This window comes from Kitasatospora sp. NPDC058184, assembly GCF_042883725.1.
Classification (GTDB): Bacteria; Actinomycetota; Actinomycetes; order Streptomycetales; family Streptomycetaceae; genus Kitasatospora.
Window position 1 is genome coordinate 108,822 of sequence record NZ_JBHVVE010000009.1, and the last position, 12,761, is coordinate 121,582.

Annotated in this window: 10 protein-coding genes; 3 read left to right on the plus strand and 7 right to left on the minus strand. The window is 73.8% G+C overall.

Annotated features, from left to right (window positions below; translation table 11 throughout):
- Positions 1-12: 12 nt before the first annotated feature.
- Both ACFVXH_RS18945 and ACFVXH_RS18950 read right to left on the minus strand, forming a co-directional pair.
- The gene (locus tag ACFVXH_RS18945) at positions 13-1,248 is read right to left on the minus strand and encodes an aminotransferase class I/II-fold pyridoxal phosphate-dependent enzyme (RefSeq protein ID WP_199823146.1); all 1,236 of its coding nucleotides are present in this window, start codon (positions 1,246-1,248) and stop codon (positions 13-15) included.
- A gap of 2 nt (positions 1,249-1,250) precedes the next feature.
- A complete protein-coding gene (locus ACFVXH_RS18950; protein ID WP_117486016.1) occupies positions 1,251-2,162 on the minus strand; it encodes a CoA ester lyase in 912 nt (303 codons plus the stop codon).
- Positions 2,163-2,406: 244 nt separating this feature from the next.
- Between ACFVXH_RS18950 and ACFVXH_RS18955 the strand changes: the two genes are divergently transcribed.
- Both ACFVXH_RS18955 and ACFVXH_RS18960 read left to right on the plus strand, forming a co-directional pair.
- The gene (locus tag ACFVXH_RS18955; RefSeq protein ID WP_387825147.1) at positions 2,407-4,260 is read left to right on the plus strand and encodes an ATP-binding protein; all 1,854 of its coding nucleotides are present in this window, start codon (positions 2,407-2,409) and stop codon (positions 4,258-4,260) included.
- A 308-nt stretch (positions 4,261-4,568) separates the two neighbouring features.
- On the plus strand, positions 4,569-5,648 hold the full coding sequence (locus ACFVXH_RS18960) for a scyllo-inosamine-4-phosphate amidinotransferase (protein ID WP_049656002.1): 1,080 nt from the start codon (positions 4,569-4,571) through the stop codon (positions 5,646-5,648).
- Between the two features lie 11 nt (positions 5,649-5,659).
- On the opposite strand, the gene ACFVXH_RS18965 is transcribed toward ACFVXH_RS18960, so the two are convergent.
- The gene (locus tag ACFVXH_RS18965) at positions 5,660-6,502 is read right to left on the minus strand and encodes an SAM-dependent methyltransferase (protein WP_387825150.1); all 843 of its coding nucleotides are present in this window, start codon (positions 6,500-6,502) and stop codon (positions 5,660-5,662) included.
- A gap of 175 nt (positions 6,503-6,677) precedes the next feature.
- Here ACFVXH_RS18965 and ACFVXH_RS18970 point away from each other — a divergent pair, with 175 nt between their 5' ends.
- Positions 6,678-7,529, plus strand: coding sequence for a PIG-L family deacetylase (locus tag ACFVXH_RS18970; RefSeq protein ID WP_387825153.1), 852 nt, complete (start codon positions 6,678-6,680; stop codon positions 7,527-7,529).
- A 93-nt stretch (positions 7,530-7,622) separates the two neighbouring features.
- On the opposite strand, the gene ACFVXH_RS18975 is transcribed toward ACFVXH_RS18970, so the two are convergent.
- The 4 genes from ACFVXH_RS18975 to ACFVXH_RS18990 all read right to left on the minus strand — a co-directional run bounded on the left by ACFVXH_RS18975 (position 7,623) and on the right by ACFVXH_RS18990 (position 12,610).
- Positions 7,623-8,822 carry an aminotransferase class V-fold PLP-dependent enzyme gene (locus ACFVXH_RS18975; RefSeq protein ID WP_387825156.1) on the minus strand — a complete coding sequence of 400 codons (1,200 nt, stop codon included), beginning with the start codon at positions 8,820-8,822 and terminating at the stop codon, positions 7,623-7,625.
- 12 nt (positions 8,823-8,834) lie between these two features.
- On the minus strand, positions 8,835-10,169 hold the full coding sequence (locus ACFVXH_RS18980) for a pyridoxal-phosphate dependent enzyme (RefSeq protein WP_380738265.1): 1,335 nt from the start codon (positions 10,167-10,169) through the stop codon (positions 8,835-8,837).
- Positions 10,166-11,677 (minus strand): Y4yA family PLP-dependent enzyme, encoded by a 1,512-nt coding sequence (locus ACFVXH_RS18985; protein WP_387825159.1) that lies wholly within the window; start codon positions 11,675-11,677, stop codon positions 10,166-10,168. The genes ACFVXH_RS18980 and ACFVXH_RS18985 overlap by 4 nt, the downstream gene beginning before the upstream one ends.
- A gap of 174 nt (positions 11,678-11,851) precedes the next feature.
- Positions 11,852-12,610, minus strand: a complete 759-nt coding sequence (locus tag ACFVXH_RS18990; RefSeq protein WP_387825162.1) for a class I SAM-dependent methyltransferase — start codon at positions 12,608-12,610, stop codon at positions 11,852-11,854.
- Between the last annotated feature and the right edge of the window lie 151 nt (positions 12,611-12,761).

Sequence of the window (12,761 nt, forward strand, 5' to 3'; positions counted from 1 at the left end):
CGCTCCCGGGTCCTAGAGGTCGGCGGTGAGTTCCTTGACGTGGCCGGCGAACTCGCGGATCAGCCGCTCGTCCATGTCGGCGCGCAGCATCAGCCGCAGTCCGGCCTCGCCCTTGGGCACGATCGGGAAGAACACCGCGGAGCTGTAGAAGCCGCGCTCGAAGAGCTGGGCGGACAGTTTGACCGCCCGCTCGGCCTCCCCGACGTCGACCCGGCGCACCGGCAGGCCGTTGCCCGCGAAGGTGGTCGGCAGCAGCTCGTCGAAGAGCTCGATGTTGCGGGCCAGCGCGCCCTGGAGCTCGGCCAGTTCGGGGGAGCGGTGGATGGCGGCGCTGGCCAGCGAGGCGCCGACCATCGGCAGCGGGATGTTCTGCGACCAGCCGATCGGGCCGGCGTGCCGGTGCAGGAACTCGAACTGCTCCCGGTTGCCGAGCATCGCGACGCCGCCGCTGGTGCCGAAGGCCTTGCCGAGGCTGGCGGTGATCACCGTCAGCGGGTTCATCTCCAGCCGGGAGCGGACGTAGCCCTCGCCGCGCTCGCCCGCGATGGACAGCGAGTGGGAGTCGTCGATGTAGAGGAACAGCCCGTAGCGGTCCTGGAGTTCGAGCAGCCCGTCGAGGGCCGCGGTGCCGCCCATCGAGTAGGCGCCGTCGGCGACGTAGGCGACCCGCGGGTACTTGCGGCAGATGTCCTCCAGGTAGTTCAGGTCGTTGTGCGGGCAGGTCAGCACCAGCGACTCGTCCGCGCAGATCGGCTTCATGTACGCCATGCAGAAGTGGCAGAAGCGGTCGAAGACCATCACCCTGGGGCCGCCGCCGCCCTGGCAGGTGCCGTCCAGGTGGCCGGAGGCGATCAGCGGCAGGATGCCGGCGGTGAGCGTGGTACAGGACGCCCCCGGCAGGATGTTCGCGCCGAACAGCTCGCCGAGCTCCTCCTCCAGCCGCACCAGCAGGTTGTGCCGGATCCTGGTGGTGGAGAGGACCAGCGAGGTGCCGCGGGCCTCGGTCAGCGCGTCCACCGCGCCGGCCAGGACCGCGGGGTGGTTGTTCAGGCCGAGGTACGAGCAGGAGACCATGTTGGCGAACTCGTGGCCGGTCTCGCGGACCGTCAGCCGGTTGTTGGACTCCGAGTCCACCGTGACGCCGATCAGGCCGTTGGCGGCGGCCGCCTGCCAGACCGGGTCGGCGCTCGCCAGCATGGCCTCGGCGTTGCGGTACCGGCGCGGGCCGAGGATGGATTCTTCGGTCATCGTCACTTCTCCGTCGTGTGGTTCGGGGTGTCGGTGGGCGCGTGGTGCTGCGGGTCGTGCGGTCCGCCGGGCCGGGGCGGGTCGAACTGCTCGATCAGGCGCTGCGAGGCCTCGAAGAACGGCATGCCGACCATCACGCCGTCCACCACGGTGACCGAGCGGCCGTTCTCCAGGCCCGCCGCGACCACCCGGCGGGCGCGCGCCAGCAGCTCCTCGTCGGGGCTGAACGTCGCGTTGATCAGCTCGAGTTGGCGCGGATGGACGGCGATCTTGCCGCTGAACCCGAAGTCCCGGGCGAGCCCGGCCTCCCGGCGCAGCCCGTCGAGGTCGGTGACCTCGAAGAACGGCGCGTCCATCGCCTCCACCCCCGCGGCGCGGGCGCTGTTGACCACCCGGGCGCGGGCGTGGGCCAGGGCCTCCCAGGAGAGCCGGGCGCCGACCGCGAAGGCGTAGTCGGCCGAGCCGAAGACCAGCCCGCGCAGCCGGTGCCCGGCGGCCGCGACGGCGGGCGCGTTCTCGATGCCCAGCGGGGTCTCCACGACGGCCAGGAACTCCGTCTCCGGGCAGTCCGCGCCGAGCGCGCCGGCGGCGATCTCGATGTCCCGGGGGGACTCCGTCATCGGGATCAGGACCAGGTCCGGTTTGACCCGGTACCGGGCGATGGCGATCAGGTCGCGCAGACCGTCGGGCCCGGACAGGGTGTTGATGCGCACCGCGCTGCGCGCGAGCTTGGTGGACGGGAGGGCGAAGAACTCCTCGGCGAGCCGGCGGGCCTCCTCCTTCCGGGTGGGTGGGACCGAATCCTCCAGATCGACCATGGCGATGTCGGCCCCGGACTGGTGGCTCTTGGTGTACCGCTCCACCGCCATCGCGGGTGTGGACAGGAGGGAACGGCAGTACCGCGTGAACCTCATGGATGTCTCCGAAGTCAGCGAGGGCTGCGGGTTCCGGTTCTATCCCACCGGCTTTGTTCGGCGCCGTACGGCTGGACATTGAACATCAACTCGGAACAACCGACCCGTACGCACCATTGTTTGACGCCAACGGTCCTGTGCATGATGAATCAACGGGGGGATGGACACGAGGCGCACGCGGCGCGTGTGGCGCGTGGGCACTCAAGGTTTCAGGACACCGCTTCAACGGAGAAGGGGGGCCGTCGTGCCGCGTCGGGAAAGTCCACTGGACCCCGGGGACGGGCCGCTGCTGCGCTTCGCGGGCGATCTGCGGGCCCTGCGGGAGCGCGCCGGACGTCCGCCGTACCGTCAACTCGCCCTGCGGGCGCACTGCTCGGCGGCCAGCCTGTCGGTGGCCGCGGGAGGGCGGCGGCTGCCCAGCCTCGCCGTCACCCTCGCCTACGTGCAGGCCTGCGGCGGGGACGTGCGGGAGTGGCGGCACCGCTGGCAGCTGCTCGCCGCCGAACTGGCCGCCGAACAGTGCGCCCGGCGGCGCGCCCAGGACGTCGGACGGGCCCCCTACCCGGGCGCGGCCGCGTTCGAGGCGGCCGACGCCGAGCGGTTCTTCGGCCGCGAGGCGCTGCTGGACCGGCTGGTCGCCCTGCTGGCCGAACGGCGGCTGGTGATCGTCTCCGGGCCGTCCGGGGCGGGCAAGTCCTCGCTGGTCAGAGCCGGTCTGCTGGCCCGGCTCGGTGCGCCCGCCGCCACCGGTGCCGTCGCCGGCGCCACCACCGGGAGACCCGGGGCCGGGGGCGGAGCGGGCCGGCCCCCGGCCGACGGCGGTGTCCCGGTGGCGCTGCTGACCCCCGGTGAACGACCCATGGAGGCGTACGCGCTCGCGCTCGCCCGGCTCGGGCAGCGGGCCGGGGAGACGAGGCGCGGCGGGTCCGGACCGACGGCCGGGGACCCGGTCCTGGTGGTCGACCAGGCCGAGCAGCTGCGCACCCGCTGCCGGGACGCCGCCGAGCGGGCGCGCTTCCTGGACGCGCTGGTGGCGACCGCCGCGGGCGATCCGGACGGGGCGTCGGACGGGCTGCCGGTGGCGGCGCCGGCCCGGTGCCGGGTGGTGCTGGTGGTCCGCTCCGACCAGTGCGGCCCGCTGCTCGCCGAGCACCCGGGGCTGGCCGAGGCCGGCCGCCACGGGGTGCTGCCGGTGGGGCGTCCGGCGCCGGACGAGCTGCGCCGGGCGATCACCGAACCGGCGTTACGGTCCGGCTGTACCGTCGAGGGCGCCCTGCTGGCCGTCCTCATCTCGACCGCCGCGCAGCAGCCGGGCGCGCTCCCGCTGCTGTCCGCGGCCCTGCTGGAGACCTGGCGGCGGCGCAGCGGCAACGCGCTCACCCTGGCCGGGTTCCAGGCCACCGGAGGGTTCGAGGGCGCGCTGGCCCGGACGGCGGAGGCGCTCTACAACGGGCTGGACGCGCCCGACCAGGCGCGGGCGCGGGCGGTGTTCCTGCGGCTCGGCGGGGAGCTGCTCGGGGCCGGAGAGGACGCCGCCGGCGGTCCGGCGGCCCTGGGCGACGGGCTGGCGCCGGGTGGCGGGCCGCTGCCCGGCGGTGAACTGGTGCCGGGCGGCGACGAGGGCACCCGCAAGCCGGCCCGGCGGGCCGAGTTCGACGATCCCGGCGTGCCCGAGGTGATGGAGCGGCTGGTCCGGGCCCGGCTCGTGGTGGTCGACCGGGACACCGTCGAACTGTCCCACCAGGCGCTGCCGCAGGCCTGGCCCCGGCTGCGGGACTGGCTGGCGGAGGGCCGGGAGGCGCTGGGGGAGCAGTGCCGGCTCACCGCGGCCGCGCGGGGCTGGGCCGCCGCCGACCAGGACCCGGAACTGCTCTACCGGGGCGTCCGGCTGGAGGAGCTGGTGCGGCGGGTGGCGGCCGGCGAGCTGGCCGCGGCCGGGGTCGAGCGGGCCTTCCTGGCGGCCTCGTCCCGGGCGGCCGTCGCCGACCGGCGCCGGGCGCAGCGCCAGAACCTGGCGGTGGCCGGGGTCGCCGCGGCGGGCGGGGCGCTGCTGGCCCTGGCGGGCGGGAGCCGGATCCGCCGGGCCTGGCGGTGGTGAGCGCCGGTCCGGGGCGCGGGGCCTCCCACCGGTGTTGATCAGCGTCGGAGGGAGGGGGTCGAACAACGGGCGGCCGGTCGGCGGGGTGTTCCCGGTGCCGATCACGGTCCTTGCGTCGCCGTCGGTCGTCCGGGTAGCTTGACGATCGATCCCGGCCCTTCGTAGCGGCGAACTCGGTTGCCCCGCCGGTGATTTCCCGTACGTCGTGGCCGGCCGGAGCCGGTCCGGCGTATCCGTCCGCACGGTTCCAGGCCGTCGCCTCCGCCGTCGTCTCCGTGTTTCCCCCAAACCCGTGTCAAGGGAGAGTCATGTCCGATTCGGCCCGTCCGGTCCAGAGCTGGGACGAGTTCACCACACTGCGGGAGATCGTGGTCGGGACCGCCGTCGGCGCCCGGCTGCCCGAGCAGACCGAGCCGTCCTCCTGGCTGTCCTGCTTCCCGAAGACCAACGCCGCCGACCTCGCCTCGATCGAGGCCGGCCCCTACTCGCGGCAGGTCGTGGAGGAGACCGAGGAGGACCTGGACGACCTGGTGGCCACCCTGCGCGGCCTCGGCGTCACCGTCCACCGGCCCGATCCGGTCGACCACGCGGCCGAGTTCGCCTCCCCGCTCTGGAACGCCGACGGCGGCTTCCACTCCTACTGTCCGCGGGACCTGACCCTGGTCGTCGGCGAGACGCTGATCGAGGTGGCGAGCCCGATGCGGCAGCGCTACTTCGAGGCCTTCGGCCTGCGCGGACTCTTCCAGGACTACCTGCGCCGCGGCGCGCGCTGGCTGGCCGCCCCCCGGCCGCAACTGGGCGACGAACTCTTCGAGTTCGACGAGGCGGGCCTCCCGCTGCTGGGCGAGGCCGAGCCGGTCTTCGACGCCGCGAACGTGCTGCGGCTCGGCCGGGACGTGTTCTACCAGGTCTCCCGCAGCGGCAACGAACTCGGCCTGCGGTGGCTGGAGTCCACCCTCGGCCTGCTCGGCGACGGCGGCCTGCGGCTGCACCCGCTGCGCGACATCTACGGCTACACCCACATCGACAGCACCATCGCGCTGCTGCGCCCGGGCCTGGTGCTGCTCAACCCCGAGCGGATCAGCCCGGAGACCGTCCCGGAGCCGCTGAAGGGCTGGGACGTCCTGTGGTGCCCGCCGGCCGAGCCCACCGGCGACGCGCCCGAGCACGCGCTCAGCGAGAGCTGGATCAGCATGAACCTGCTGATGGTCTCCCCGGACACGGCGATCGTCGAGTCCGAGCAGGAGGGCCTGATCAAGCTGCTGGAGCACGCCGGGATCACCGTCCTGCCGCACCGGCTGCGGCACTCCCGGGTGCTCGGCGGCGGCTTCCACTGCGTCACCCTGGACACCCGGCGCGACGGCGGACTGGAGGACTACCTGTCCTGACCCGCCGCCGCTCAGGGCTTGCGGGCCAGCGCGCAGGAGATCAGTCGCTCCCACACCGACAGGTCGCCCTCGTCCGCCGGCACCCCGCCGGTGCCGGCGGGCTCCGGACGCCACAGCGGGCAGGGCACCAGCCCCGGTTCGAGCAGATCGAGGCCGTCGAGCAGCCCGAGGATCTCCTCGTCGGTGCGCCAGCGGCCGCGGCCGAAGCTCTCCCGCAGTTTCTGTTCCGCGCGGCGGCCCTCCTCGGTCCCGCCGGAGCTCCCGCCGGAGTTCCCGACGGAGCGGAAGTGCGAGACGTAGACCAGGCTGCCCGAGGGCACCCGGTCCACCCACCAGCGCACCAGGTCGGCGGGCCGCTCGGCGTCGTCGAGGTGGTGCAGGACGGCGCTGAAGACGACCCCCACCGGCTCGTCGAAGTCGATCAGCCGCCGCACCTCGGGATGGCGGCGGATCTCCTCCGGCTCGCGCAGGTCCGCCCGGACCAGCGTGGTGCGGGGGTCGGCGGCCAGCAGGGCACGGCCGTGGGCGAGCACGGTCGGATCGTTGTCGACGTAGACGACGCGGGCGCCGGCGTCGTGCCGCCGGGCGGCCTGGTGCACGTTGTCGGAGGTGGGCAGGCCGCTGCCCAGGTCGACGAACTGGCGGACGCCGTCGCCGGCCATCGCGCCCACAGCGCGGATCAGCGCCTGCCGGTTGGCGAACGGCAAGGCCACCGAGCCGGGCAGCTCCCGGAGGAAGAAGTCGCCGACCTCGCGGTCGACGGCGAAGTTGTCCGTGCCGCCGAGCAGGTAGTCGTAGACCCGGGCGATGCTCGGCTTCGACCGGTCGATCCCGCTGGTGCTGTCGTCGGTCATGGGAACCTGCCCGTCCCTGGGGTCCGCTGTCGCCTCGATCGTAGGAGGACCGCCCCGTCCCGGCCCGTCACCCCGGCCGCCGGGCGGCCGCCGCCGCACCGGATATTGGCAGCGGTCACCCGTCCGTGTGACGCAGACTGGGGCGAGAACTGTTCGGATCTGAGGATGGATTTTCATGGCTGACCGGCCTTTGACGCTGATGGCAGTGCACGCCCACCCCGACGACGAGGCGAGCGGGACCGGGGGTGTGCTGGCCCGGTACGCGGCGGAGGGCATCCGTACGGTGCTCGTGACGTGTACGGACGGCAGGTGCGGCGACGGCCCGGGAGGGGTCAAGCCCGGCGAGGATGGGCACGACCCGGCGGCCGTCGCCGCGATGCGGAGGAAGGAACTGGAGGCCAGCTGCGAGGTGTTGGAGGTCGGGCACCTGGAGCTGCTGGAGTACGCCGACTCCGGGATGATGGGCTGGGAGAGCAACGACGCGCCCGGCTCGTTCTGGAACACGCCGGTGGCGGACGGTGCCGCCCGGCTCGCCGAACTGATGCGGCACTACCAGCCCGACGTGGTCGTCACCTACGACGAGAACGGGTTCTACGGCCACCCCGACCACATCCAGGCCCACCGCATCACGGTGGCGGCGCTGGAACTGGTCGACCTGTCGCCGAAGGTCTACTGGACGACGGTGCCGCACTCGGCGGTGCGGCGGTTCGGGGAGGTCATGCGGGAGTCCGGCCCCGACGGGGAGCAGTCGGAGCCGGTGGAGCCGGTGGAGCCGGTGGAGGCTGCCGAGCTGCCCGAGATCGGCCTGCCGGACGAGGAGATCAGCACCTGGGTGGACACCACCGCCTTCGGCGGCCGGAAGTTCGACGCCCTGGCCGCGCACGCCAGCCAGGGGGACAACATCTTCTTCCTGCGGATGGGCAAGGAGCGGTTCACCGAGCTGATGGGCGTGGAGACCTTCGTCCGGGTCAGGGACACCACCGGCGCGGCCCTCCCGGAGAACGACCTCTTCGCCGGCCTGCGCTGAGCCCGGGGCAGCGGTGTGCCGGCGGCGGGGCGGATCGGCCCCGCCGCCGGCACGATACGGAGCCACCGAAGCCACTCGGGGGCACCGAGGCCGCTACAGCCCGCGCAGCACGGAGAGCAGCAGGTCGACCTCCTCCGGGGAGTTGTAGACGTGCAGGCTGACCCGCACCGAGCTCTCGCTCTCGCCGGCCCGCGCCTGGCAGTGGCCGTCGGCGCGCACCATCAGGCCGTGGCTGGCGAGGATGAAGCCCAGGTCGTTGGAGCCGATGCCGCGGTGCCGGAAGGTGACGATGCCCTCGCGCCGCTGGACCTCGGAGTCGGCGGCCAGGCTCCGCTGGCAGCCGAGGACCTCGTACGGGGCCAGGGTCCGCAGCCCGTCGGTGAGCCGGGCGGCCAGCGCGCTGTTCCACCGCCGGATGCGGTCCGGCCCGGCGGCGTCGAGCCAGTCCAGGGCGGCCTCCAGGCTGGCGATCCCGGCGGTGTTGGGCGTGCCGGCCCAGCCGCCGGGGGTGAAGGCCGGGCCCCGGGTGTTGCGGGCCCACACCGCGCCGGTGCCGGGCAGGGCCAGCGCCTTGTGCCCGGAGAAGACCACGAAGTCGACGTCCAGGGTGCCGACGTCCACCGGCAGGTGGCCGACGCTCTGCGCGGCGTCCAGGCAGATCGGCACCTCGGGCCCGACCGCGGCCCGGATGCGGTGGACGTTCATGTCGGCGCCGTACACGTGGTGGACGTGGGTGGCGGCGACGAACGCCGTGCGTTCGGTGACGAGCCGGGCCAGCACCCGGTGGTCGTAGTCCTGCGAGGCGGGGTCGTACGGCAGTTCGCGCACGGTGACGCGCACGCCCCGGTCGGCCAGCAGCTGCCGGGCCTCCAGCCAGGGCAGCGCGTTGGCCTCGTGGTCGGCGAAGGGCACGATGATCTCGTCGCCGTCCCGCAGGTGGTGGGGGAGCCAGTCCCGGGCCACCGCGCGCAGCCCTTCGGTCGCGCCGCTGACGAAGTGGACGCCGGAGCGCTGCCGGGGGGCCGGGTCGCCGAGGAAGCGGGCGACCCGGGTGCGGGTGCGGTCGACCAGCGCGGTGGTGGCGTTGGCCCAGGTGTAGGTGCCGCGGCCGGCGTTGGCGTTGGCGGTGGTCAGGTAGCGCTGGACGGTGTCGAGCACCGCCCGGGGCTTCTGCGAGGTGGCCGCGCTGTCCAGGTACGCCTGGTCGGGGTGGCCGGTGACGATGGGGAACTGGTCCCGCAACGCGCGGTGCCAGTCGTGGAGTTCGCCGAGGGTTTCGTCGGGGGTGGTCATGGCCGGCCCCGCTCAGTCCCGGACCAGCGGCGCGCCCGCGTCGCGCCAGGCGATGACGCCGCCGGCCAGGCTGCGCGCGTCCAGGTGTCCCATCCGGGTGAGCAGCGCCGCGTAGACCGCCGACTTCTCGCCGACCGGGCAGGCCAGCAGCACCGGCTGCCGGGTGCCGAACGGCAGCCCGCCGTGCAGGAGTTCGTCGAACAGCTCGTCGACGATGTTGACCGAGCCCTCGATGTGCAGCGCCGCGTACGCGGCCGGTCCGCGCAGGTCGACCACCAGCGGCCGCTCCTCGGCGATCCACTTCCGGGCGGCGTCGACCTCGACGACCCGGGCGGCGGCCAGTTCGGCCGGCGTCACGGTGGCCACCGTGTTCGGCCGGGCGGGCTGGTTGAACAGCTCGGGCCGCCGTTTGCGGATGTAGCTCAGGTAGCTCTCCACCCGGTCGCAGACGATGAACACGGCGGTGCGCCGCTCGCCCGAGCCCCGCTGTGTCAACTCCTCGTCCACGGAGCGGAGGTGGCGCAGCGCGCCGAAGAAGGCGCCGCCGCCGGTCGGGCCGGCCGGCAGGCCGCAGCGGCGCACCAGGGTGAGCATGCCGTCGATGGCCTGGTCGGCGGTCACCGTCGCGATGGTGTCGTAGGTGGCGGGGTCGAACAGCCCGACCTCGTGCACCTCGTCGATGGTGCGGATGCCCGGGATGAAGTCGGACTTGTGGGCGACCAGTCCGAGCACGTCGACGGCCGGGTCGTGGGCGCGCAGCACGGCCGCCACGCCGGTGGAGGAGCCGGCGGTGCCGACGCAGGCGATGAAGTGGTCCGGGGCGCGGCCGTCGAGGTCCCGGACGATCTCGGGGCCGGTGCCGGTGAGGTGGGCGTCGAGGTTGAGCCGGCTGTAGTACTGGTCGGTGTGCAGGTAGCCGGACTCCGCCTCGGAGAGCATCCGGTGGATGCGGGTGAGCGGGTCGTCGGTGTCGGTCGGGTCGAGGCACTCGGTGCGGCCGGGCAGCTCCTCGATCTCGGCGCCGAGCAGCAGGAGCAGGTCCTTGATCTCGGGGACCCGCATCCGGTTGGTGACGCTCTTGAACGGCAGTCCGTGCAGGCCGGCGATGAGCGCGAGCGCCTTGGCGGTGTTGCCGCTGGACAGTTCCACGACGGTGTCGCCGCGCTCGACGGCGCCGGGGATCGCCTCGCGGGTCATGTTCCAGGCGGCGCGGTCCTTGACCGAGCCGAAGGGGTTGAGCAGTTCCAGCTTGGCGTACAGGTCGATGTGCCGCAGGCCGGTGACCGCCGGGTCGATCCGGACCAGCGGGGTGTTGCCTATGGCGTCGGTGATGCTGTCGTACCTCATGCGTGTCCGTCCCCCCGGTGTTCCGCGCCCGCCGTCACGTCGACGGGCCAGTACTGCTCGTCCAGGCTCCACCGCCAGGCGCCGTCCTGCCGGTACGCGGCGACCTTGCGCGCGACGGGCTGGCGCAGCGCCGAGCCGGCGCTGAAGTCCATCAGGTAGCCCGCGGTGTTGGCGAAGGCGAGCAGGTCGCCGGGGGCGGGGAGGCGGGGCAGGAAGACCGTCCGGCGGGTGATCAGGTCGGTCTCCAGACAGAGGTTGCCGATCAGGTACACCCCGACCGGGCCGTCCGGCGAGTCCGGGCCCTCCGAGCCGTCCGGCGCGGCCGGGGCGCCGGGGCGGGGGACCAGCAACGGGTCCATCAGCACCCCGTGCTCCTCCAGGCCCACGTCCCGCGCGTTCATCTCCAGCCGTACCAGGCGCTCGCCGGTCGGGGTCTGCCGGACCTCCAGGACGCGGGCGAGCGTCGCCCCGCACTGGTCGGCCAGCGCCCGGCCGGGCTCCACCGCCAGGTCGTAGAGGTTCTCCAGCAGCAGCGTGCCGAGCGGCCGGCCGAGCGTGGGCGCCGGGGTCGAGAGCAGCTCGTCCAGGTAGGCCTCGGCGGCCACCGGGCGGTGCGCCGGGTAGAGGCCGAGGGCGCCGCGCAGCCGGCCGGACTCGGCGCGCAGCCCGTAGCCGTGGCCCTGCCAGGTGAGGGCGGGGCGCCGGCCGAGGACGGCGTCGGTCAGCTCGCTGGTGTACCGCTCCCACTGGGCGGCGTCCGCCAGGTAGCTGACGCCGAACCCGCCGCCGATGTCGATGGTGCGGGGGTTCAGGCCCCGGCGCCGGCACTCGTTCAGCACCGTGACGCAGGTCTCCAGGGCGACGGCCTTCTCCGGCACGCCGGTGGTGTCCAGGTGGTAGGCGACGCCGGTGGTCTCGACGGCGTCCCGGTGGCGCTCCAACGCGTCGAGCAGGCCGTCGAGTTCGGCGACGTCGGTGCCGAACCGGCTCGGCCGGGTGAGCACCGTGGTGCCCGGCGCCCGGAAGCCCGACAGCCGCGGCATGACGGGCACCGGGGGCAGGGCGTGCGCGCGTACGAGGCCGGCCAGGGCGTCGAGTTCGGCGCGGGAGTCCAGGTGGACGGTGGCGCCGGTGCGGGCCGCCAGCCAGAGGTACTCGCGGTTCTTCGGGCCGGTCGCCATGATCCGCTCGGGCGGGCAGCCGGCCCCGAGCACGTGCTGGAGTTCGGCGAGCGAGGCGACGTCCAGTCCGGCGTCGGTGGCGGCGAGCCGGCGGACCAGGGCGCTGGAGCGGTTCGCCTTGTGGGCGAAGTGGATCCGGCCGGTGAGGCGGTGCTTGCGGTAGACGGCCCGGAAGCGTGCCAGGTTGTCCGCGATCTGCTCGGGCAGGAGCAGGTTGAGGGGGGAGCCCAGCGCGTCGGTCAGGGTGTGCAGGAGGTCGCGTTCCGCCAGGAGGGACCGGAGCGGGGGCTCCAACCGTGGTTCGAGATACAGCGGTGAGGACCGCATGCGAAACCAGCTCTCCGTGAGAAGTCGGCGTGAGGCGTGCGCGGCAGGGACGTCGGCGACCGAGGGAAACGGTAACTGTTTCCCTGGGTGATCAACAGGGCGCTTTCTGTCACGCCCTCGCAAAGACTGTGCCCATGCGGAACCCGGCTTCCTGCATGGGCACTTGGGGCGGGGTCAGCGCAGGGCCACCAGGACGGAGCTGGTGCCGTACTGCCACACCGGTCCGGCCTGGCGGAAGCCGGCCTCCCGCAGCAGCTCGCCGTGCCGGGCGGCCGACAGGCCGTTGCCGGGGCCGTCGGTCGGGGGCAGCTGCCGCTCTCGGGCCGTCAGCAGGTCGGCGAACTCGGGGACCCGCCCGGCCGCGGCCCACCACTGGGACCAGTCCTCGGCGGCGCCGGTGCCCTTGCGCTGGGCGCGGCGGCGGCCGATCGCGAGGGCGAGTTCGGCGAGCGGCGGCTCCTCGGGGATGAGGTGGTCGCCGTTGACCAGGACGCCGCCGGGCCGCAGCGCGCCGGCGAGGTCGCGGTAGATTCCGAGCAGGGCGTCCGGCGGCGGGTAGTGCAGCGCGGTGGTGGACACCACGGCGTCCAGCGGGTGGTCGAGGGCGAGGTCCCCGATCCAGCCGGGGCGGCCGATCAGGGTCTCGACCCAGCGCGCGACCCGGGGGTGCCGGGCGCGGCCGAGGGCGAGCAGCAGCGGGTCGATGTCGACCGCGATGATCTCGGCGTGCGGCAGGCGGGCCGCGACCCGTGCCGACAGCGAGCCGGGGCCGCTGCCGAGGTCCGCGACGAGCGGCCGTGCGCGGTGGCCGACGGTCTGTTCCAGTACGTCGGCGATGACGGTGAACCGCTCCTCGCGCTCCACCGCGTACCGCTCCTGCTGGCGCTCCCAGCGGTCCACCCAGGTCCCGGCCAGAGCGGCGTCCACTCGCATCCCGACTCCCGCCGTGTCCGTGCGCATTCGAGGCTTCGCCTTCCGCCCATGTTTGTCATGTTCACCAGGCTCCGCAACCGGTCCGGCGCGGGCCCGGCGGATCGTGCCCGGCCAGCGAAACGATATCCGTTTTCATGTGAAGGTTTCTACC